Raw genomic sequence first — 21,290 nt, forward strand, 5'->3', positions numbered from 1 at the left:
GAATTTATATTCCTATGAAGAGGGTGATGACGATACAAGCGGTTTTATTTGATTTTGACGGGACATTAGCTAATACATTGCCACTGTGCATTTATTCATTGCAAGAAGTGTTTCTTAAATTTGATCAGCGAGAATTAGCTGTGAAAGAAGCAAAAGAGTGGTTAGGAAATTCTGAAAAGAAGATTATAGAAGAGCATTTAATAAGCAATCAGAAATTAGACGCAATAGAATATTATTATAATGTTTATAAGAACAACCATTCAAGGCTAGTAGATAATAATAGAGAAATTGACCATTTATTGTCTTATTTGAAAGAGGAAGGAATTAAGCTGGCGATCGTTACGGGGAAAGGGAGAAGAAGTCTGCAGATTTCTTTAGAATGTCTGCATATGACAACCATTTTTGACTGTATAGTTACGGGAGATGATGTAGTGCAAGCAGAACCTGATCCAGAAGGTATCACTCTAGCCTTATCCATGTTAGATGTACCGGCATCCGAGGTGATTTTTTTAGGGGATAGCAATTGTGATATCGAAGCAGGGTTAAAGGCGAATATTTATACAGCGGGTGTGCATTGGCTACCTGATGGTAAGACAACTGAATTTAAGGTGATACCAGATTCAGCTTTTTTAACGGTGGATGAATTTTTAGAATTTTTAAAATTAGGTGCTTTACACGAGAGTTAACAAAATAAATAGATGAATAGGAGGTAAGGAAGCAATGAGTATTCAATATCCAATAGGCGAATTTTCTGTATGTGAAGAGGAAATTAATGAGAACAAGATTAATACTTGGATAATGGAAATAGAGAAATTTCCGCGCCTACTCCGTAAAGTTGTAGAAGAGCTTACTGAAGATGAACTAATTATACCCTATAGAACAGGGGGATGGACAGTGCGGCAGCTCATTCACCATTTAGCAGATAGCCATTTAAATGCTTATTTAAGGGTAAAGTTAGCGTTAACAGAAGAAAATCCGATGATCAAGGATTATCAACAAGATCAATGGGCACGTTTAGAAGACTATCATCTACCAATTGAAGTGTCTTTAAGTATGATAGAAACTGTTCATTTGCGTTGGACTGTTGTGCTAAAAAGTTTGTCTATTCATGATTGGGAGCGCACGTTTGTTCATCCTGAATCGGGACAAATTTCCATTGGGAAAGCAATTGGAATGTATGCATGGCATGGGCGCCATCACCTTGCTCATATTACGACTAAGCATAAAGGTGAGAAATGAATGAAGGATAAAAAATGGGGAGAATTTACGATTTCTCTTAATAAATCATATTTAGATAGAGAGTTAATTTATCAGTTTTTACATAATGAAGCGTATTGGTCAATCAATATTCCTAGAGAAGTCGTGATGAAATCGATTGATGAAAGTAGGCTAGTTTTTGGGCTGTATAGAGGTAGGTTCGACGGTGATTTTGAGCAAGTAGGGTTTGCAAGAGCAGTCACAGATTTATCTACATTTGCTTATCTATGTGATGTTTTTATTTTACCTCAATACAGAGGAAAAGGCCTTTCGAAATGGTTGGTCGAAACAATCATTTGGCATCCAGATTTACATGATATTCGTAAATTTATGTTGGCAACAAAGGATGCCCATTCGTTGTACGAAAGATTTGGGTTTGAAACAGTTGAATTCCCTGATTTGATATTGCAAAGGGTAAAGAAAGTACCTTATTAATCGTTCTTTAGAAAGGTGTAATCGTTTGTGAAAAGGTTACTATTTACATGTTGAGATGCTTTTTTATACATTAACTAGTTCTTTTGGTATGGTAAATTACCATTATTATTAAAGCAATATTCTAAAAATATTGAATTATAAAGATGGAATCGATAAAATGTATAAATATAGAAATAGAAAAGGGGTGTCACATGAAAATGGAACTGATTAGACATACCATTCGTGCAAGAGAAACATATGAAGTGAAGATAGAGTCATCGTTATTATGGGAGTGTGCCCTCGGAATCGCAGCCGTGACAAATACGCGTTTAATTTCACATATGGAAAAGCCGATGGAGGAATGGGATAATATTAAAAAAAAATTATCAAACGAGCTCCTAAATGAACTAGATATCGTCCAAAAGCACAATACATGGAAGGCATTGCTACAATTATTACATCAAAAAGAATTTGATAGTTTACATATGTTTGTTGATTATATTAATCATTTATCAGATAGAACGTTACGCTTTATATGTTTACCTTATATCGGATCGGATTTCCAACAATTAAGGTGTGATGCTTCAACAACAGATGAAACAGCGATAAAAGATATGCAGGAAGTAACGGAAAATAATTCTTTCTTTCCAAAATATGTTGAATATATTAGCTCTTCAGATGCAGATTTTTTGAAAAGGCATTTGGTTACAGTAATGACAGGCTGGTATGAAGCAATTATCAAACCAGAAGAAAAGCAGCTACGAAACATTCTCGAAAAAGATAAAAAGCTAAAAGAGTCTATGTATAAAAAGATGACAGCTGAAGAATTAGTAGAATGGGCGACAGGAGGCATCATTTATCATCCCGAACCAAGTGTAAAGAATGTGATGCTCATTCCCCAATATACATACAGGCCGTGGAATATTGAAGCTGATATAGAAGAAACAAAAGTATTCTATTACTCAGTATCGGATGAGAGTATAAGAGATACGAAGCCCTATGCAGTTAATCCATCATTAGTTCTTAGATACAAGGCATTAGGCGATGAAACAAGAATGAGAATGGTGAAATTACTTTCTGAAGGCGAATGTAGTTTACAAGAAATAACGGAGCGGTTAGCACTTGGGAAAACAACAGCTCATCACCATTTAAAAATTTTAAAAACAGCAAAACTAGTCGATACTGAAACATCTAAATATAAATTAAAACAACAAGCACTCCATTGGATGAATGAGGAAATGGGCATCTATCTTTCACAATAATGTTGAAATCAGGTGAGGAACGATAATGATAAGGTTAAAGATTAACAACGAGCTAGAATTGAAGGGTTTTATGTATGAAGAGGCGGATGAACTATTTGCGCTTATTAATGAGAATCGTACATACTTACGCGAATGGCTTCCATGGGTAGATGGAACAATATCTGTTCAAGATTCAAAAGCGTTTATTGACCATACAGTTGAACAAATGGATCGAAATACTGGCTTAACCGTTGGTATTAGAGAAAACGGAAAGTTAATCGGCATCATTGGCTATAATAAGTTGAATCATGCCAATCGGATAGGTACAATCGGGTATTGGCTTTCACAGCAGGCAGAAGGTAAAGGTGTGATGACAAAAGCTGTGCAAGCGATGATTTCCTACGGATTTACTCAGCTTAATTTAAATAAAGTAGAAATTCATGCTGCAGTTAAAAATAGTAAAAGTCGTCGTATACCTGAAAAGCTTGGTTTTGTATATGAAGGAACGATTAGAGATGGCGAATGGCTCTATCATTATTATGTTGACACAGTTATTTATGGTTTGTTGAAAAGAGAATATAAGTGATGAGCTACCATTGATGCAAGAACAAATTCTATTTAGAAGAATTTGTTCTTTTCTTTATGAATAGAGTAGGAAAAAGGATTTACTTCTAGAATCTTATTAAAGATAGAAAGTGGGTGGAGGATGAGAGATGGAAATTAAAACAGAGGCAAAGAAAAATGTAAGATGGAAGCGCTTGCTACTATGGATGGGAGGGAGTCTTCTTGGGCTCATTCTACTTGTAATCATTGGCGCTTATTATTTCTTGAATCGCCCGTTACCTCAAGTTAATGGTGATATTCAACTGAAAGGGTTACAACAAGCTGTTGAGGTGGTCCGAGATGAAATGGGTGTTCCTCATATAGAAGCAACGAATGAGTATGACCTTTACTTTTCCCAAGGATATGTACAAGCGCAAGATCGTCTATTTCAAATGGACTTAAGTAGGCGGCAGGCATCTGGGAGATTAAGTGAAGTAATTGGTGAATCGACAGTAGATACAGATAAGTATTTCCGTACCTTGGGCTTAAGAAGAGCAGCAGAAGAATCAGTAGCTGAATATTCAGATGAGGGGATGCGGGTATTAAATGCATTTGCAGACGGAGTAAATGCCTATATAGAGGAATTACATACCACTGGAAAGTGGCCAATAGAATTTACGATACTTGGCTATAAACCGGAAGCATGGAAACCAATTGACTCATTAACAATTGGTAAGTATATGGCCTTTGATTTGGGCGGACATTGGAAAGATCAAGCTTTTAGACAGTATCTGTTGCAAACATTTCCTGAAGAAAAAGCGTATGATTTATTTCCGACCTATCCAGAAGAGGCACCAACTATTATTACTAAAGAACAATTAGATTTTTCAACCGCCTTTGCTCAAGCTGTTATCCCACATGAATTCAATGGGAGTAACAATTGGGTGGTAAGCGGAGATAAAACGGCAACTGGCAAAAGTCTTTTAGCAGATGATCCCCATTTAGGGTTGGCGACTCCTTCTGTATGGTATCAAATGCACTTACAGTCTGATGAAGTGAATGTAGGTGGAGTGATATTTGCCGGAGTCCCTGGAATTATTTTAGGACATAACGAAAACATCGCATGGGGTGTGACTAATACTGGTCCTGATGTGCAAGATCTTTATATTGAAAAAAGAAATCCAGAAGATCCTCACTTGTTTCTTTATAACGACAAATGGGAGAAAGCTCAAGTGATAGCTGAGCCTATAAAGGTAAAGGATAGTGAAACAATTGATTATGAAGTCATAGAGACAAGACATGGGCCTATTATTTCAGAGTTTGCCGCCGATGCTGCTACTAGTGAAACGGCACTTTCATTACAGTGGACAGCATTAGAGGCAACGACAGAACTAGAGGCGATTTTAAATATGAATCACGCTGAAAATTGGAAAGAATTCGAAGAGGCATTAGCAGCTTTTGAAGCACCAGCACAAAATTTTGTTTTTACAGATCGAGAAGGAAATATTGCTTATAAGGCGAATGGAAAAATTCCTATCAGGAAAAAAGGAAATGGCCTATTACCTGTACCGGGATGGACAGATGAGTATGCTTGGGAAGGTGCGATTCCTTATGACGAATTACCAACTATCGTCAATCCGGAAGAAGGTTTTATTTCTACAGCCAATAATAAGGTGGTAGGAGATGATTACCGTTATCATATCAGTCACAATTGGGCGCAACCATATAGACAAATGCGTATTCAAGAAGTATTAAGTGGAAGCAATAAATTAACTGCAGAAAATATGATGGAACTACAAATGGATGAAAAGAACCTTCAGGCAGAAGAATTTGTGCCTGTGATGCTTAAGCAATTAGCAAACGAAAAAGGTGAGAACATCCAATCAGCCCTTGACATCTTATCGAAATGGGACTATCAAGATCATCAAGATCTTGCTGCTCCTTATATTTTTAATCGCTGGATGGTTGAAATAGGAGAAGCATTATTTGAAGAGCAGATTCCAAAAGAAACGTTAGAATTATTTGGTGGTAAAAGATCGGCTGTTGATCAGCTTCTGCGTAATGCATTTGCAGGTAACCCGGGGCCATGGGTGAAGGATGTAGGGGGCATTAATGAATTATTAGTTGTATCGTTAACGGAAACACTTTCACAAATACAGGAAGATGAAGGCGGCGATATGGCAAATTGGAACTGGGGAGATTATCACCAAGTTTCCTTCACACACCCGTTATCTAGCGTAGCTCCTTTAAATTATTTATTTAATTATCAAGGTAGTATGGCAACAGGAGGAAGTGCTGTCACTGTTAAGGCAGCTGCATTTAAAAATGATGGGACGGTGAATCACGGAGCATCATGGCGATTTGTTATGGATATGAACAATCCAATGCAGGCTTATCATATCGTCGGTCCAGGTCAATCTGGGCATGTATCGAGTGACTGGTATCAAAATCAAATGGCGGATTGGGTAGAGGGAGATTATCATAAGACTACTTTAGGGGAGCCTGAAGGGAAGAGACTACTCTTAACACCAGAAGAATGATTATCTAGGATTTTTGAGTTGATAAGAAGAAGATAAATCCAACGCATTTTTTTAATCGATTAAGATTTTACCCTTTTTAATATGTACGGACTAGAGACAGGTGAATGAGAAGAGAAATAGCCAGCTAAAATAACTTTTTGGCTGGCTAAAAAATGTAATTAAATGATTACAAAAGAAAGCTTGCTATCCAAGAAATCAAAGGAATGGTTAAGATAGAAATTAACGTGCTATATACCGTTACCATAATGGCTTCGTTTTCTTCTTGTGTGTAGCGGGAAAATAATACTGAAGCCAGCATGAAGGTAGGCATACTTGTTAAAATAACTAATAAGAAAGTTAAATCTGTTTGTATTGACGTAAAACGTAAACAAATGATGCCGAAAAGTGGTAATATCAACAATTTCATTAATAAAGGAAACCATAAACCTTGAAAGTAAAACCGTCGTCCAACTTGAAAGAAAGTTGGAAGCAGAAAGCCTATATATAACATGGCTAATGGCGCAGCTAAGTTAGATAGCATTGAAGCCAGTTGCTTGAATATGATCGGTGCTTCCCAACCACTGATTACATATAACAACCCCAAACTAATGGCTAATAAAGGTATGTTTAATAAAGCTTTTAATTGTTTAAATTGGAATTTTTGATTGCTTTGTAATAAGTAGATACCTAATGAAAAAAGAACGACATCTAACCCTGCATCAAATACAGCGGCTAATAATCCACCGAGAGGCCCAAATAATGTAGCACTAAGAGGGATGCCGATGAAACCTGTATTACCTAGGGCGGCGAGTAAAGCCAATTGTTTAGGCTGATTAAGGTGTAAAAGACGGCCTAGAACTAATGTAAGGATAATACCTCCAGCATTAAATACAATGGATATCCCGAATACGAGAAAGACTTGTTGGAAAATGACGTCCGTAATTTTAGTATTGAAAACACCATTCAATATAATAAAGGGAACAGCTAGATTTAAAATAATCATCATTAATATATTTTTCATTTCTGCTGTGATTGATATCTTTAAAGCGATTAGTGCTCCGAAAACAATGATTATACCCATTGTTGAAATCGCAAGAATAACAGAGGTGACTTCCATATGACACTCCTTTCAGTATAAATTATACTGAAAATTCTTATATTTTTATAGTTCATAAAAGCAGAAAACTATAAAAATATCATTGGACCATTTATACTTAACGACAATAAGAAAGGTGTGGGTAGCTATGGTTGCTAAAGTAGCGATAGTAACAGGAGCGAATTCAGGAATGGGCTTAGAAACGACAATCGGTCTTGTAAATAAAAATGTAAAAGTAATCATGCTCTGTAGAAGTAAAATAAGAGGTGAAGCCGCGCTACAAAAAGTGAAAGCCATTACAGGAAAAGAAAATGTAGATTTAATGCTCTGTGATTTAAGTTCTATCAAAAGCATCGATGATTTTGTGGCAACCTTTTTTAGTAAGTATCATCATTTAGATCTTTTAATCAATAATGCAGGTGTAGTGACAATAAAAAGGCAAGAAACAGTTGATGGATTTGAGATGATGTTAGGGGTAAACCATCTCGGTCATTTCCATTTAACCAAGCAATTATTAGCAGCTTTAAAGGCTTCGGCTACTGCAAGAATTGTCATTGTATCTTCCGGTGCTCATAAATGGGGGAAAATGGATTTTGCAGATCCGTTTTTTAAAAAGGGTTTTAATGTAGCAAAAGGTTATGGAAGATCGAAGCTAGCCAATTTATTATTTATGAAAGGTTTACATGAAAGATTAGCACACACAAATGTGACAGTGAATGCACTTCATCCAGGAGCTGTTGCAACAAACATAGGTGTGGATAGAGAAACAGGATTTGGTGGCAAAGTGGTAAAATTACTGGTGCCATTTTTTAAAACAGCAGAGCAAGGGGCGGAAACGGCCATCTATTTAGCCACGAGTCCGGATGTAGAAGGGATATCAGGTGAGTACTATATTGACAAGAAAAAAGCCCATGTCTCTAAAAGGGCGAGTGATCCCCAACTAATCGAGCACTTCTGGAGATGGAGCATAGAACAGACGACGCTTTAATGATGACATCTAATAAAAAAGTTAACAGTGGGGTGAAATTTGTCTTCAATAGGTGAAATTGAAGAAGTACACGGTATATTAGTTTTGGAATTAAAATAATATTGAGTGAATCCCTTGTAGGACAAGGAATCAGGGTTTAAACAAACGAATAAAACTAATTTGAATGGTTTCATGCTTTAAGGAACGGGAATGAGTGTGAAAGAACGGCAAAAGAGGGGATGTTGCTATGTCTGAAAAAGGAGATTTCATGCTGGCGCATAAACAAAAGTTGAGGAACAAATTTACGTTGATAAGCATTTAGAAGCCGTGATAAAAGCGATTGCCATGTATGAAGTAGAAATGAGTATAGGGTCAATGAAGCCAATTTGAGAAGTTAAAGGGAAGGGTGGAGGAAGAGTAATGAGTTTTAAAGCAATAGTTGTAGATAAAGATGATAAAGATTTTTCTATCCAGTTGCGTCAACTTGAGGTAAGGGATTTACCTGCAGGAGAAGTATTAATTCAAGTAAAATACTCCGGAGTAAATTATAAGGACAGTTTAGCTAGTATACCTAATGGAAATATCGTTAAAGACTATCCAATGGTACCGGGCATTGACTTAGCGGGCATCGTTGTTTCATCTCAACATCCTGATTTTTCCAAAGGTGATGAAGTCATTGCTACGAGTTATGAAATTGGTGTATCCAGATACGGGGGGTATAGTGAATATGCACAAGTACCTGCACATTGGGTACTGCCACTTCCAAAAGGACTTACATTAAAGAAGGCAATGACGATTGGCACAGCTGGATTAACAGCGGCTCTTTCCATATTAAAATTAGAACAGAATGGTCTAACTGAAAATAGTGGGAAGGTGTTAGTTACTGGGGCTACTGGTGGCGTTGGGAGTTTTGCCGTTGCCTTGTTAGCTAACCGTGGCTATGAGGTCGTTGCAAGCACTGGAAAGAAGAATGAACGTGATTACTTAATGAACTTAGGAGCTTCTTCAGTGATTACAAGGGAAGAAGTGTATGATGGGAAGATAAGCGCATTAAGCAAGCAAAAATGGATAGCAGCGGTTGATCCTGTCGGTGGAGAGCCATTGGCATCCTTGTTAAGCCAAATTCAATATGGGGGTGCCGTAGCGGTTAGTGGTTTAACTGCTGGAACGAATTTACCTACGACGGTTTTTCCTTTTATTTTACGTGGGGTGAGTCTCTTGGGAGTTGATTCCGTTTTTTGTCCAATGGAGATGAGGAAAGAAGCTTGGGAACTATTAGCGGAAGAAAGTGATAAACTTCCGTTTGATCAGTTTATTTTTCAAGAAGTTTCATTGAGTGAAGTTGAGCATGTCTTGCCATTGCTTTTAAAAGGAGAAACGAGAGGAAGAGTACTTGTACACATATAGTATCTACTCACAATAACTTATAAAAAGGCGGTCCTAATTTCTGATAGAATGGAGCGAAAGACATGCAGTTGAAAAGTAACCGTCTCGTCATTCGATCGTATATGTATGAAGATTACGAAGCTTGGATAGCGGGATTAAAGAACCGTTTAGTATCGCAATCACGTCATGATGAAGGACGCCCACAAGATTTACCTGCTTATACTAAAGAAAAATTCAAGAAGAAAATCGAGCAATGGAGCAAGCAAGATGATGCCTGGCAATTATCTGAGTTTGGTATATTTAGAGAAAATGATGGTGCACATATAGGAAAAATAGAATTGTATCGAACACAGAGGAATGGCAAGGAGTTAGTACTACTTGGTTATGCAATTCACAATCAATATTGGCGAAAAGGATATGGAAAAGAAAGCGTAGTAACGATCATACCTTTTATTTTTGAATATTTACAACCTGAAAGAATAGAATTACATATTGATAGTGATAACCTCGCCTCCATTCATTTAGCAGAATCTATTGGTTTTAAATATGAAGAGAAACAGTCTCAATTTTCATTTGATAGTGGAGAATGGAGCGAATTTTTTATCTATTATTTAGAGAAATAAGGAGAGGCCCCCGATTATGAAGGAGCCTCCCTGATATTAAGCGTTCAATTTTTCTTTCTCGTAAACAGGTACCCAACCTTCTGGTGTAACAAAGAGGCGAATAGCAACAACTTTTCGATCATCAGCTAAAGTAAAATAGTGGCGCGTGTTTACGGGTACAGAAATTAAATCACCTGGATCTAAATGGACTTCAAAAAACGATTCATCTTTTCCTTGGATAATAAAGACTCCATGCCCACTTACGATGAAGCGGACTTCATCATCGGTATGATGGTGTTCTCTTTGAAAGTTAATTAATAATTCATCTAAATTTGGCGTACTGTCTGAAAGTGAAATAACATCTGCAGCTTTGTAGCCGCGCTTTTCAGAAATGGTTTTGATTTCAGTTGAAAATGCATCTAGTATGGCTTGCTTTTCATCATCAGATAAATCGTATTTTTCGTGTAATGTCACTTCTAATTGCTCAATGTTCCAATTTTCATAGATGACTTCTTGTGCAGTTAAAAATGTAGATACCTCTTGTTGATCAGTAATCACTTTTTCTTCGTTTTTGAATTTAATAATGGCCATGTAAAACGCCTCCTTTTAATTGAATAAGAGATAATTTATATTGAAATAAAAATTCGCAAGCCTCTAATAATTTTTTCGCTTCAAACCCATCGACTCCCCAAACAGTAATCCCGTGGTTGTGAATTAAGACTGCACCTTTCTCTTTGCTGACGTAAGCAGAAAAGTGATCCGCTAATGTAGGGATATCCGCATCATTGCGAATGATCGGGATGGTGAGTATATCATCTTCTCCCCATAGTCCAAATGCTTTAATTAACTCTTGATGCTGAAAAGATACTACACCTTCTTGATAGAAAAGCTCAGAAATAACATTATTAGCAACTGTATGAACATGAAGACTTGCTCCTGATGACGTTTTCTTATAAATTTCACAATGTAATAAAGTCTCAGCTGAAGGTTTAGATGACGTGTTTTCTAGGGGCTTTCCTTCTAAGTCTACTAATAAAAAATCATTAGCTGTTCTCTTTCTTTTATCAAGTCCGCTTGAAGTGACTAAAAAGCTGTTTTCATCTACGCGAATGGATAAATTACCACTAGTACCCATAAACCAATCTCTGGCTGCTAATTCATCTTTAATATCAGCTAATGTATCCCACTTTGTTTCATACGTTGTCATGATTTCGCACCAACTAGTTCATCGAGGTATTCAATGCAATCATGGAAGGTTTCGAAAGGTGTATAAGAAATACCAGTTTCTTCACATTTTTGAATTAAGAAATCTCTAGCAAGTACGGCATCTGCTATTTTGGCTGCTTCAAAGTCTGTAATCGAATCTCCAATAAGAATATTAAAGTGTTCAGGAGAAGAGTGTTTTCTAATAATGGTTGGTTTACAACAGCCGCAACCTTGTGAAGAACATAGTTCATCACACTGGTGTGGATAGTGAATATCTATTGTTTCTAAAGCAAAGCTTGCGTGATTGCAAAATACTTTCGTAAATGGCCCATAAGGTTCAAGTACTGGTTCTAAAAAAAAGTCAATCCCACCACTAACAATATAAAGAGGGATACCGTTTTCATGTGTATATCTAACAAAAGCTGAAAATCCTTCACGAATTTCTGCACTATTTAATACAAAATGGATAATCTCTTCTTTTTTACTTGTTGGTAAAAGTGAGAAGAGATTTTTAACACCCTCTTGGATAGAGATATTTTGAGCTAAAATATCTTCCTTGATCTGTTTTGCCTCAATAGGACCGAAATGCTCCATAATCTTTACAATGTTGTCGTTATTCGTAATTGTTCCATCGAAATCACAAAAAATCATTGGTTTTGTCATCTTTTATGACGTACCTCCCCATTTTGCTAATGCTGCTTCTAATTCTTGCGCTTTTGTTGCACGATGAGTATTTTGTTGTATGACGTGATCAATGGCTTGCCTAAAAGCTCTCACGCCAGCTGCTGCTCCTTCAGGATGACCATGGACCCCGCCGCCAGCATTAATTATACAATCATTGCCAAAGTCATGATAAAGCAACGGAACTAAACCTGGATGAATGCCTGCTGAAGGGACCGGGAATGCCTGATTCAAGCCATTTTCTTCGGTTAACTGTCTAGCGATAGCTAAGGTTTTTTCTTTTTCCATGGCAACAGAACCATATGGAGAAGGAAATAAAGAGAAATCTGCGCCTGCTAAGCGAGTAAGATTACCGAGTAATAAATCAGGAGCCACACCATAGAAGTTTGAAGAAGTATAGGCCCCACTATATGCAGGATGTGCCATGATAGGTAACTGCACTTCATTGTTTTCAGCTAGTGTTTGGAGCATATCTAGACCGTAAGTGTGAACATTGAATAATAATGCATCCGCACCTAATTCGCTCGCATGTTTTGCTTTATCTACTAAATCCATTGTTCTCCCAGATAAATTGACTGCATAAAGTGTCCTTTTTCCAGTCTTTTCATAGACTTCATCTAGTATTTCTTTACCTGCGATAATTCGGTCTTCAAAAGAGATGTTGACATCAAAAAGAATTTCATCATCTTTTACAATATCAACGCCTCCCATAGCCTGGTCTCTTAACTGTTCTCTTAAAAAGTGAATATCCCTGCCGATAATGCCTTTAAATATACTCATAAGTAATGGGCGGTCTTGAATATTTAGTTTCGATCTTATATTTTTTATACCGAATTTTGGTCCAGGAAAACGGGAAAGATCCTCATTATCAAATTCCAGATTTAATAATTTTACTTCACCATCTAGAGATAACTTTCCAAATACAGTTGTTAAGATTGCTGGAATATCAAATGTGAAATTATATGTAGGGTAGGCGATACTAATTTCGCACCTTACTTCACCGAACCGATTGGGATGTTCATCATCATAAAATTCTTGTAGTGCAGTGACTCTGCCTTTATGTTTTAGTAATTGTTTTTGCTCAAGTAATGGTAACGCTGTCCACGAGCCTATCGTTAATCCTAAAGCGATATCCTCTGCTTTTTTCTCTAATGAACCGGGTCTTGCGTATACTTGATAAGTTGCAATTACATCTCCCATATGAGAACCCTCCCTGATGATTTCGAATTAACATTGACAATAAAAAACCCTCTTCTTAATCAATAAGAAGAGGGTTAGTTCGCAGTGATAGAACCTTCTCCTTATCTGTCAGCATGATTGCTGCAAGAATTAGCACCGTGTTCATTTAGAATCGGTTGCCGGGCTTCATCGGGCTCGTCCCTCCGCCTGCTCTTGATAAGAAAATTTATAATTATCGTTTTAAATTTTTGCACAATTGTATTATGTCACCAGGTGTTTTATCTGTCAACAGAGAATTTTTTACGTTATATGACAAAATTCTTTTAACCTTAAAAAGATGAAAAGTTTTAAAAAAAAGATTGACACTTTTTTATAAACGGTGCTAGTATTTGCTCAAGATATTTCAAAAAATGAATCTTTTATACTCTTATCAAGAGCAGGTGGAGGGAAATATGGCCCGATGAAACCCAGCAACCGACCGTAATATCGTTGTGAAACGAGGCGCAGCTAGAGAATTTCTGCGCCTAATGTAAGGCACGGTGCTAATTCCATTCAGAAGTTATTCTGAAAGATGAGAGGCAAAATCGTAATGACGAATGCCTCTTTCTGTAAAGGAAAGGGGCATTTTTGTTTCTGTAATGACAAAGCAGGTCCGACTACATCTCTTCATGTAGTCACCCCTGTTTTGTGCCACAGATAAATAAAGAAATAAGGGGGAAGAGATATGGCTGTTTTAGATAATATAGGTTATCGCGCTTTGACAGAGGAATCAGCGTGTGAATACGTGAAGAGTTTAAAACTGTTTTTACCGGATGAAAAAATGACGGTGGAAGAGATTGGTGATGGTAATTTGAATTATGTTTACCGTATTACTTCTAATCATAAAAGTGTAATTATTAAGCAAGCACTCCCTTATGCAAAAGTAGTCGGAGAAAGCTGGCCTCTAACACTTAAACGTGCAAAACTGGAGGCAGAAGTGCTTAAGAAGCATGGTGAATTCGTTCCTCACCTCCTCCCAGCAGTACTAGCATCAGATGAAGAGCTAGCATTAACTGTGATGGAGGATCTTTCCCATTTGACAATTGTAAGAGACGGATTGATTCAAGGGGATCATTATCCGAATTTATCAGCTCATATTGGTGAGTACTTAGCAAAGACATTGTTTTCAACTTCAGATTTTGCTCTTCATCCGTTTGAGAAAAAGAAATTGGTCGCTAAATTTTCAAATCCTGAACTATGTAAAATCACTGAGGATTTAGTATTCACCGATCCATTTTTTGATGTGGAAACGAATGATTTTGAAGCTGAGTTGGCTGAAGTGGTTCAGCAACTATGGGCTAATGACAAGTTGAAACTTGAAGTAGCCAAAATAAAATATGCTTTTCTCACAGAAGCAGAGAGCTTACTACATGGTGACCTACATACAGGGAGTATATTTGCGAGTAAGAGTGAGACGAAGGTGATCGATCCTGAGTTCGGCTTTTATGGTCCGATTGGATTTGATGTCGGTCAATATATTGCCCATCTCATTTTCCAAGTACTTGTACGAAACGAAAACGATAGAATCGTTATTCTTCAACAGATAGAAGAAGTATGGGATGTGTTTTCTCAATATTTTTCAGAAGCTTGGCAAAATTCTGTTGTTAATCCTTTTACGAAAGTACCAGGCGCTCTAGAGTCTTTTCTAGCTAAAGTATTTAAAGATGCTATCGGAGTAGTAGGGTGTGAATTAATTCGGAGAACAATCGGATTGTCGCATGTGAAGGATCTTGATGGAATAGAAGATAGTTCAATTAGATTATATGTGAAGAAGGCAACGATTCAATTAGGTTCATCCTTGATTATTAATCGCAAAAACATAGTAACAATCTCGCAACTTCTTAAGGAACTGGAGGCGTATACATCATGAGTATACCAACACCAATTGAATGGCAAGAAGGTAGATTGAAAATTCTTGATCAAACCTTATTACCCCATCAAACAAGATGGATAGAACTCGAAACCATTGAAGATGTCTTTGAGGCAATTATTCAGTTGAAAGTAAGAGGGGCGCCAGCTATTGGAATTACTGCTGCTTATGGTTTAGCGATTGCTGCAAAAAAATACGAAGGGGTCGACATTGAAACTTTCCATCTTAGAATTCATGAAGATTATCTTTATCTAGCGGGCTCTAGACCGACAGCTGTTAATTTGTTCTGGGCTTTGGATCGAATGATGAAAGTAATAGAAACGCTGTATTCAACAGAGGAGACAATTATCAGTTTGGAGCAAGAAGCAAAGAAAATACATCAAGAAGACGAGGAGATTTGTCGCCAAATTGGTGAAAATGCACTAAGTCTATTGAATGGAAGGAAAAAGGTATTAACGATTTGCAATGCGGGGACGATTGCTACGGGAAAATATGGTACAGCGCTAGCGCCGTTTCATTTAGGCAAGGAGAAGGGTGTTGACTTTCAAGTATATGCTTGTGAAACGAGACCGGTTCTCCAGGGAGCGCGCCTAACTGCTTGGGAGCTTCAACAGTCCAATGTGGATGTGACGGTCATTACTGATAATATGGCTGCTCATACCATAGCAACCAAGGGGATTGAAGCGATTATAGTCGGGGCCGATCGTATTGCCAGCAATGGAGATACAGCGAATAAAATCGGTACATGGCAACTAGCTATTTTAGCAAACTATTTTCAAATTCCTTTCTATGTAGCTGCGCCATTATCGACATTTGACTTTTCTATCGCATCAGGGGCAGATATTCCGATTGAGGAGAGGTTGGCAGAAGAGGTGACTCATATTGGGCCAAACCAGATCACACCAGAAGGAACGAAAGTGTTTAATCCGGCGTTTGATGTGACAACGGCTAATTTAATTACTGCAATTATTACTGAAAAAGGCATTTTTGAAGCTGATCGAAACAAATTGGCACAATTGAATAAAGCAGAAGAGGGAGTTAGGGCATGAAGAACAATCGTATACTATTAGCGTTTCTTATTATTTTTATTTTAATCTTGGCAGGCTGCCAGCCAAAAGGAAGCAATTCAAGTAGTGAAGCAACTGCATCAACTAAAGAGAATAGTGTACATCCGTTAGCTAATAAAAAGATCGCACTAATCATGCAAATTAATTTAGGAACTTTTTCTGCACAATATATTGAAGGGGTAAAAGAGCAGGTAGAAAAGTTTGGTGGAACCGTTCAAGTATTTACTTCTGAAGGTGACTTAGCAAAAATGGCTTCCAATTTAGATGCAGCGATTAATCAAAAATTTGATGGGATATTAATTGATCATGGAACGAAGGAAGCGTTAACGCAAGGAGTAGAAAAAGCGGCTGCACAAAATATACCTGTAGTGGTCTTTGATGCTGATATTGCAGTGAAAGATGTAACTGTACTTCAACAAGGCGATGAAGAAATGGCGAAGTTGACATTAACCAAGCTTGCTGCAGATGCAGGAGGGAAAGCAAATATTGTTAAGATTTGGGTAGCTGGATTTGCACCGATGGAAAGAAGACAAGTAGCTTATGAACAATTTTTAAAAGAGAATACAGATATTAAGGAAGTAGCAGCATTTGGTGCTGCCACCGATAATACAGCATTAGATACTCAAGCACAAATGGAAGCAATCCTAAAACAATATCCAAATGAAGGTGAAATAACAGCAGTTTGGGCAGCTTGGGATGAGTTTGCTAAAGGAGCTGTCAGAGCGCTAGAGCAGGCAGGAAGAGAAGATATTAAAGTCTACGGGATTGATATGAGTGACGAAGACCTGCAACTGATACAAAAAGAAAACAGTTCATGGGAAGCGACAGCTGCCGTTGATCCAAAAGATATTGGTCGTATTCAAGTTCGATATTTGTACCAAAAATTAAACGGTGATTCGCCTAAAGAAAAAGTTATCCTTGATCCTGTTTTTGTAGAGAAAAGTCAATTACCTGATGAGGCAATTACAACAAACGAACTGCATGAATATATAGATGGTTGGGGAGAAAGTGAACAAGGCTATACGGAAGAATTAAAAGCACTTGAGGGCAATTGAATGAAATGGTTTGTAGCTAGTCAACCGACTTTTAGAGAGTCGGTTTTTGTATCTATGAAGGAGGTCTCCTTTAAGTGAGTGAAGTTGTTTTGGAAATGAAAAAGATTAGTAAGAGTTTTGGAAAAGTTACGGCATTAAAGAACGGGGAGTTAGTGGTTCATAAAGGAGAAATACATGCCTTGCTTGGAGCAAATGGAGCTGGGAAAAGTACATTAATGAAAATTCTCTCTGGGGTATATAGACAAGACCAAGGAGAAATTTTGATTAACCACGAAAAAGCAACTTTTCAACACCCTAGTGACGCGAAAGAAAAAGGAATATTTTGCGTTTATCAGGAGGTTGATACAGCCATTGTTCCACAGCTTACTGTAGCGGAAAATATTATGCTTGATCGCTTTTCACAAGAGAAAGGGTGGTACTTCTCTCGTAAGGATCTACATCGTCAGGCACAGGAAGCATTAACATTACTCGAGGTGAATGATATTGAGCTAAATCAAGCAGCTTCAAATCTAAGTCTTGCTAAAAAGCAATTGGTTCTCATAGCTCGGGCGTTAGTGCAAACGACTAAAGTCATTATTTTTGATGAGCCAACCGCTCCATTATCACATATAGAAGCAGAGAAATTATTTCATGTAATTAGGCAACTGAGAGTAAAGGGAATTGGTTGTATTTTTATTACACATCGATTACCTGAAGTATTCGCCATTGCAGATGTGGTAACGGTTATGAGAGACGGATGTCGGATTTCAACCGTACCAATTGCTCAGATAACGCAGGAAATGGTAATTGAACAAATGCTTGGAGAAGTATGGCATGAGGAAAGAAACGTTATGCACAGTTATAAACGAGGGGAAGAGGTTTTAGCACTTAAGAATATCAATCTAGGAAAGTTACAAAATATTAGTTTAAATGTATATGAAGGTGAAGTTGTAGGAATTGCGGGCTTGGTAGGTGCTGGAAAAACAGAACTAGCGAAAACAATATTTGGAAATACACCAGCCACTTCAGGAGAAATCAGAGTCTCTGGTAAGAAGATACAGGTGAAGCATCCAAAAACAGCTATTGCTTGTGGTATCACTCATATTCCTGAAGAAAGGCGGAAAGAAGGTCTATTCATTAATGAAACGATATCGAAGAATGTAACTTTCCCACAGCTGAAAAAGTACGTAAAAGGGGGTTTTATTAACAGAAAGGCTGAGAGAAAAGCTACTGAAGAAGTGATTTCAACTTTGCAGGTGAAAGCAAATGATGTGGACGTAGAGGTGAATCATTTAAGTGGGGGAAATCAGCAAAAGATCGTTATCGGTAAGTGGTTATCAAGTGAAGCGAAGGTTTATTTATTTGATGAGCCTACTAAAGGCGTGGACATCGGTGCGAAAAGAGAGATTCTTAAACTAATTCAACAGCTTGCAAAGGAAGGCAAGGCCATTTTGTATTTTAGTAGTGAAATCCAAGAATTATTAACAGTTTGCCATAGAGTATTAGTGATGTATGATGGCAAAATCGTGAAAGAATTTACGCAAAAAGAGGCAACGCAAGAAAAGATTCTGTTATATGCAAGTGGTGGAAAGGAAGTCAATCATGAAGGACCAATTGATCGCATTTCTATTTAAATACGGGGCAATTACTTTACTTATTCTTATTATTTTTTATTTTACAAGTGTGAGCCCATTCTTTTTAACCTATGATAATTTTTCGGATATATTACGTTCCATTTCGATTGTCACTGTGCTCGCGCTCGGGGTCACATTTACATTAGTAGTTGACGGTTTTGATTTATCTGTTGGCTCCACGATGTCATTAGCAACTGTTTTTACAGCTTCATTGATGGTTTGGTATGATTTACCGCTATGGTTAGTTCTACTATTACCAATTATCGTTGGAGTGGCAGTTGGATTATTTAATTCGTTCTTAATTGTTGTGATAGGTATTCCCGATTTATTAGCAACATTGAGCAGTATGTACATCGTAGCGGGATTACATCGGACTTATACAGAAGGATACTCAATTTATAACCATATGCCACTGACTTCTGGTGGGACAGCAATTGGTGAGTTTTCTAATGCCTTTCTATGGATTGGTCAAGGCCATTTATTAGGTATCCCTGTACCTGTATGGATCATGGTCATTCTAGTGTTAGCTTCCTACTGTTTTTTGAATTATACGAGATGGGGCAGAATCTTTTATATGACAGGAGGGAATGCCGAAGCTGCGACCTTATCTGGTGTAAAAGTAAAGAAAATCAAATGCATGGCTTATGTAATTTCAGGAATTTTTGCTAGCATAGCAGGCATTTTATTTACTGCTAGGGTAGGATCAGGGCAAATCGATGCAGGTGCACCACTACTGATGGAGGCTGTTGCAGCTGTATTTGTTGGCTACTCGGTACTAGGGGCTGGAAAACCAAATGCGTTAGGTACATTTTTTGGCGCAGCAGTCATCGGTGTATTATTAAATGGTTTAACTATTTTGAATCTACCTTATTATGGTTTTGATATTATTAAAGGGACTGTACTCGTTTTAGCATTGGCAGTGACTTATATGTATGCGAAAAATAAGTTTTCAACAAATAGCTTATAGAAGTAGTAGTAGTGGGTGAGGCACTTTTGTAGTTGCAGGTAGGCTAATCGCTTACTTTGGAAGATACAAATATTTGTTTTAGTTGATAAGGCAAAGGTGGTTTGTGTCTCATTTAAACGGAGAAATAGTGATGAAAGCTTTAGCAAATGCCGTTTACGAGTGGCTCAGATGAGAAATAGGAGACGAGAGGTGAGCAATGGCGATAGCGAGTGGCTCAGATGGAAAATAGGAACCGAGAGGAGAGCAAATGGTGTTTGCGAGTCGCTCAGATGGAAAATAGGAACCGAGAGGAGAGCAAATGCCGTTTACGAGTGGCTCAGATGAGAAATAGGAGACGAGAGGTGAGCAATGGCGATAGCGAGTGGCTCAGATGGAAAATAGGAACCGAGAGGAGAGCAAATGGTGTTTGCGAGTCGCTCAGATGGAAAATAGGAGACGAGAGGAGAGCAAATGGCATTTGCGAGTCGCTTAGATGGAAAACAGGAAACGAGAGGAGAGCAAATGGCGATAGCGAGTCGCTCAGGTAGAAAACAGGAACCGAGAGGAGAGCAAATGGTGTTTGCGAGTCACTCAGATGGAAAACAGGAACCGAGAGGAGAGCAAATAGCGATAGCGAGTCGCTCAGGTAGAAAACAGGAAACGAGAGGAGAGCAAATGGTGTTTGCGAGTCACTCAGATGGAAAACAGGAACCGAGAGGAGAGCAAATAGCGATAGCGAGTCGCTCAGGTAGAAAACAGGAAACGAGAGGAGAGCAAATGGTGTTTGCGAATCGCTCAGATGGAAAACAGGAACCGAGAGGAGAGCAAATGGTGTTTGCGAGTCACTCAGATGGAAAACAGGAACCGAGAGGAGAGCAAATAGCGATAGCGAGTCGCTCAGGTAGAAAACAGGAAACGAGAGGAGAGCAAATGGCGATAGCGAGTCGCTCAGATGGAAAACAGGAACCGAGAGGAGAGCAAATAGCGATAGCGAGTCGCTCAGGTAGAAAACAGGAACCGAGAGGAGAGCAAATGGTGATAGCGAGTCGCTCAGGTAGAAAACAGGAACCGAGAGGAGAGCAAATGGTGTTTGCGAGTCACTCAGGTGGAAAACAGGAGACGAGAGGAGAGCAAATGGTGTTTGCGAGTCACTCAGGTGGAAAACAGGAGACGAGAGGAGAGCAAATGGTGATAGCGAGTCGCTCAGGTAGAAAACAGGAGACGAGAGGAGAGCAAATGGTGTTTGCGAGTCGCTCAGGTGGAAAATAGGAGACGAGAGGAGAGCAAATGGTGTTTGCGAGTCACTCAGATGGAAAATAGGAGACGAGAGGAGAGCAAATGGCGATAGCGAGTCGCTCAGGTAGAAAACAGGAACCGAGAGGAGAGCAAATGGCTATAGCGAGTCGTTCAGATAGAAAACAGTAAACGAAAGCAGAGCAAAAGTGTTTTGAACATTACGTTGACCGGGAATCGGTGCTTGAGATAGGAAAACAGATAGGACAAACATAGAGGTGAGAATAGATACGGAGGAGTTCGCTGGAGGTAAGTATTTGTCCTAGTTTTAACTGGAGCAACTTTTTCTTGTTACCTCTCTTAATAGGTGCAGATA

At 38.2% G+C, this 21,290-nt stretch carries 20 protein-coding genes and 2 riboswitches; of the genes, 15 read left to right on the forward strand and 5 right to left on the reverse strand.

Annotation, left to right across the window (positions count from 1 at the left end; genetic code table 11):
* The first annotated feature begins 26 nt into the window (after nucleotides 1–26).
* The 6 genes from MKX83_RS06320 (at nucleotide 27) to MKX83_RS06345 (ending at nucleotide 5,995) form a co-directional block, all read left to right on the forward strand.
* The gene (locus MKX83_RS06320; protein ID WP_095370214.1) at nucleotides 27–686 is read left to right on the forward strand and encodes an HAD family hydrolase; all 660 of its coding nucleotides are present in this window, start codon (nucleotides 27–29) and stop codon (nucleotides 684–686) included.
* 34 nt (nucleotides 687–720) lie between these two features.
* Complete coding sequence (locus tag MKX83_RS06325) at nucleotides 721–1,239, forward strand: YfiT family bacillithiol transferase (RefSeq protein ID WP_341054644.1); 519 nt, start codon at nucleotides 721–723, stop codon at nucleotides 1,237–1,239.
* Nucleotides 1,240–1,692 (forward strand): GNAT family N-acetyltransferase, encoded by a 453-nt coding sequence (locus MKX83_RS06330; protein ID WP_341054646.1) that lies wholly within the window; start codon nucleotides 1,240–1,242, stop codon nucleotides 1,690–1,692. It begins immediately after the preceding gene.
* A gap of 197 nt (nucleotides 1,693–1,889) precedes the next feature.
* The gene (locus MKX83_RS06335; RefSeq protein WP_095373511.1) at nucleotides 1,890–2,933 is read left to right on the forward strand and encodes an ArsR/SmtB family transcription factor; all 1,044 of its coding nucleotides are present in this window, start codon (nucleotides 1,890–1,892) and stop codon (nucleotides 2,931–2,933) included.
* 25 nt (nucleotides 2,934–2,958) lie between these two features.
* The gene (locus MKX83_RS06340; RefSeq protein ID WP_341054648.1) at nucleotides 2,959–3,498 is read left to right on the forward strand and encodes a GNAT family N-acetyltransferase; all 540 of its coding nucleotides are present in this window, start codon (nucleotides 2,959–2,961) and stop codon (nucleotides 3,496–3,498) included.
* A gap of 127 nt (nucleotides 3,499–3,625) precedes the next feature.
* Complete coding sequence (locus MKX83_RS06345; protein ID WP_095370210.1) at nucleotides 3,626–5,995, forward strand: penicillin acylase family protein; 2,370 nt, start codon at nucleotides 3,626–3,628, stop codon at nucleotides 5,993–5,995.
* 166 nt (nucleotides 5,996–6,161) lie between these two features.
* On the opposite strand, the gene MKX83_RS06350 is transcribed toward MKX83_RS06345, so the two are convergent.
* Entirely contained in the window at nucleotides 6,162–7,091 is a 930-nt protein-coding gene (locus MKX83_RS06350) for an AEC family transporter (RefSeq protein ID WP_095370209.1), read from the reverse strand.
* A 127-nt stretch (nucleotides 7,092–7,218) separates the two neighbouring features.
* Here MKX83_RS06350 and MKX83_RS06355 point away from each other — a divergent pair, with 127 nt between their 5' ends.
* From MKX83_RS06355 to MKX83_RS06365, 3 genes are all read left to right on the forward strand, one after another.
* Entirely contained in the window at nucleotides 7,219–8,058 is an 840-nt protein-coding gene (locus MKX83_RS06355) for an SDR family oxidoreductase (RefSeq protein WP_307319312.1), read from the forward strand.
* Nucleotides 8,059–8,457: 399 nt separating this feature from the next.
* A complete protein-coding gene (locus MKX83_RS06360; protein ID WP_341054650.1) occupies nucleotides 8,458–9,444 on the forward strand; it encodes an acrylyl-CoA reductase family protein in 987 nt (328 codons plus the stop codon).
* 62 nt (nucleotides 9,445–9,506) lie between these two features.
* Nucleotides 9,507–10,046, forward strand: coding sequence for a GNAT family N-acetyltransferase (locus MKX83_RS06365; RefSeq protein ID WP_095370207.1), 540 nt, complete (start codon nucleotides 9,507–9,509; stop codon nucleotides 10,044–10,046).
* 36 nt (nucleotides 10,047–10,082) lie between these two features.
* On the opposite strand, the gene MKX83_RS06370 is transcribed toward MKX83_RS06365, so the two are convergent.
* Genes MKX83_RS06370 through MKX83_RS06385 form a run of 4 tightly spaced genes read right to left on the reverse strand, consistent with a single transcriptional unit; the run spans nucleotide 10,083 to nucleotide 13,112 of the window.
* Nucleotides 10,083–10,616 (reverse strand): 1,2-dihydroxy-3-keto-5-methylthiopentene dioxygenase, encoded by a 534-nt coding sequence (locus tag MKX83_RS06370; protein WP_095370206.1) that lies wholly within the window; start codon nucleotides 10,614–10,616, stop codon nucleotides 10,083–10,085.
* Entirely contained in the window at nucleotides 10,603–11,232 is a 630-nt protein-coding gene (locus MKX83_RS06375) for a methylthioribulose 1-phosphate dehydratase (RefSeq protein WP_095370205.1), read from the reverse strand. Before MKX83_RS06375 ends, MKX83_RS06370 begins: the two co-directional genes overlap by 14 nt.
* Complete coding sequence (locus MKX83_RS06380; protein WP_307319301.1) at nucleotides 11,229–11,894, reverse strand: 2-hydroxy-3-keto-5-methylthiopentenyl-1-phosphate phosphatase; 666 nt, start codon at nucleotides 11,892–11,894, stop codon at nucleotides 11,229–11,231. Before MKX83_RS06380 ends, MKX83_RS06375 begins: the two co-directional genes overlap by 4 nt.
* Nucleotides 11,895–11,897: 3 nt before the next feature.
* Nucleotides 11,898–13,112: a 2,3-diketo-5-methylthiopentyl-1-phosphate enolase gene (locus MKX83_RS06385; protein ID WP_095370203.1), complete on the reverse strand. Its 1,215-nt coding sequence runs from the start codon at nucleotides 13,110–13,112 to the stop codon at nucleotides 11,898–11,900.
* A 98-nt stretch (nucleotides 13,113–13,210) separates the two neighbouring features.
* A riboswitch (SAM riboswitch) is annotated at nucleotides 13,211–13,314 on the reverse strand.
* Between the two features lie 201 nt (nucleotides 13,315–13,515).
* A riboswitch (SAM riboswitch) is annotated at nucleotides 13,516–13,669 on the forward strand.
* Nucleotides 13,670–13,815: 146 nt separating this feature from the next.
* Between MKX83_RS06385 and mtnK the strand changes: the two genes are divergently transcribed.
* The 6 genes from mtnK (at nucleotide 13,816) to MKX83_RS06415 (ending at nucleotide 20,950) form a co-directional block, all read left to right on the forward strand.
* Nucleotides 13,816–15,000, forward strand: coding sequence for an S-methyl-5-thioribose kinase (gene mtnK / locus MKX83_RS06390; RefSeq protein ID WP_307319298.1), 1,185 nt, complete (start codon nucleotides 13,816–13,818; stop codon nucleotides 14,998–15,000).
* Entirely contained in the window at nucleotides 14,997–16,049 is a 1,053-nt protein-coding gene (gene mtnA / locus MKX83_RS06395) for an S-methyl-5-thioribose-1-phosphate isomerase (protein WP_095370201.1), read from the forward strand. The genes mtnK and mtnA overlap by 4 nt, the downstream gene beginning before the upstream one ends.
* Complete coding sequence (locus tag MKX83_RS06400; protein ID WP_095370200.1) at nucleotides 16,046–17,122, forward strand: sugar ABC transporter substrate-binding protein; 1,077 nt, start codon at nucleotides 16,046–16,048, stop codon at nucleotides 17,120–17,122. The genes mtnA and MKX83_RS06400 overlap by 4 nt, the downstream gene beginning before the upstream one ends.
* A gap of 74 nt (nucleotides 17,123–17,196) precedes the next feature.
* The gene (locus tag MKX83_RS06405) at nucleotides 17,197–18,735 is read left to right on the forward strand and encodes a sugar ABC transporter ATP-binding protein (protein ID WP_095370199.1); all 1,539 of its coding nucleotides are present in this window, start codon (nucleotides 17,197–17,199) and stop codon (nucleotides 18,733–18,735) included.
* Nucleotides 18,704–19,702 (forward strand): ABC transporter permease, encoded by a 999-nt coding sequence (locus MKX83_RS06410; RefSeq protein ID WP_180316995.1) that lies wholly within the window; start codon nucleotides 18,704–18,706, stop codon nucleotides 19,700–19,702. Before MKX83_RS06405 ends, MKX83_RS06410 begins: the two co-directional genes overlap by 32 nt.
* A 450-nt stretch (nucleotides 19,703–20,152) precedes the next feature.
* Nucleotides 20,153–20,950 (forward strand): hypothetical protein, encoded by a 798-nt coding sequence (locus MKX83_RS06415; RefSeq protein WP_341054653.1) that lies wholly within the window; start codon nucleotides 20,153–20,155, stop codon nucleotides 20,948–20,950.
* Nucleotides 20,951–21,290: the final 340 nt, after the last annotated feature.

It is taken from the genome of Cytobacillus sp. FSL M8-0252 (assembly GCF_038007345.1).
GTDB classification, from domain to species: Bacteria; Bacillota; Bacilli; order Bacillales; family Cytobacillaceae; genus Cytobacillus; species Cytobacillus kochii.

Excerpts from the sequence above, each read along its gene's own strand:
- MKX83_RS06320 (WP_095370214.1), top strand. The coding sequence starts at position 27 with ATGACGATACAAGCGGTTTTATTTGATTTTGACGGGACATTAGCTAAT.
- MKX83_RS06325 (WP_341054644.1), top strand. The coding sequence starts at position 721 with ATGAGTATTCAATATCCAATAGGCGAATTTTCTGTATGTGAAGAGGAA.
- MKX83_RS06330 (WP_341054646.1), top strand. The coding sequence starts at position 1,240 with ATGAAGGATAAAAAATGGGGAGAATTTACGATTTCTCTTAATAAATCA.
- MKX83_RS06335 (WP_095373511.1), top strand. The coding sequence starts at position 1,890 with ATGGAACTGATTAGACATACCATTCGTGCAAGAGAAACATATGAAGTG.
- MKX83_RS06340 (WP_341054648.1), top strand. The coding sequence starts at position 2,959 with ATGATAAGGTTAAAGATTAACAACGAGCTAGAATTGAAGGGTTTTATG.
- MKX83_RS06345 (WP_095370210.1), top strand. The coding sequence starts at position 3,626 with ATGGAAATTAAAACAGAGGCAAAGAAAAATGTAAGATGGAAGCGCTTG.
- MKX83_RS06350 (WP_095370209.1), bottom strand. The coding sequence starts at position 7,091 with ATGGAAGTCACCTCTGTTATTCTTGCGATTTCAACAATGGGTATAATC.
- MKX83_RS06355 (WP_307319312.1), top strand. The coding sequence starts at position 7,219 with ATGGTTGCTAAAGTAGCGATAGTAACAGGAGCGAATTCAGGAATGGGC.
- MKX83_RS06360 (WP_341054650.1), top strand. The coding sequence starts at position 8,458 with ATGAGTTTTAAAGCAATAGTTGTAGATAAAGATGATAAAGATTTTTCT.
- MKX83_RS06365 (WP_095370207.1), top strand. The coding sequence starts at position 9,507 with ATGCAGTTGAAAAGTAACCGTCTCGTCATTCGATCGTATATGTATGAA.
- MKX83_RS06370 (WP_095370206.1), bottom strand. The coding sequence starts at position 10,616 with ATGGCCATTATTAAATTCAAAAACGAAGAAAAAGTGATTACTGATCAA.
- MKX83_RS06375 (WP_095370205.1), bottom strand. The coding sequence starts at position 11,232 with ATGACAACGTATGAAACAAAGTGGGATACATTAGCTGATATTAAAGAT.
- MKX83_RS06380 (WP_307319301.1), bottom strand. The coding sequence starts at position 11,894 with ATGACAAAACCAATGATTTTTTGTGATTTCGATGGAACAATTACGAAT.
- MKX83_RS06385 (WP_095370203.1), bottom strand. The coding sequence starts at position 13,112 with ATGGGAGATGTAATTGCAACTTATCAAGTATACGCAAGACCCGGTTCA.
- mtnK (WP_307319298.1), top strand. The coding sequence starts at position 13,816 with ATGGCTGTTTTAGATAATATAGGTTATCGCGCTTTGACAGAGGAATCA.
- mtnA (WP_095370201.1), top strand. The coding sequence starts at position 14,997 with ATGAGTATACCAACACCAATTGAATGGCAAGAAGGTAGATTGAAAATT.
- MKX83_RS06400 (WP_095370200.1), top strand. The coding sequence starts at position 16,046 with ATGAAGAACAATCGTATACTATTAGCGTTTCTTATTATTTTTATTTTA.
- MKX83_RS06410 (WP_180316995.1), top strand. The coding sequence starts at position 18,704 with ATGAAGGACCAATTGATCGCATTTCTATTTAAATACGGGGCAATTACT.
- MKX83_RS06415 (WP_341054653.1), top strand. The coding sequence starts at position 20,153 with ATGGCATTTGCGAGTCGCTTAGATGGAAAACAGGAAACGAGAGGAGAG.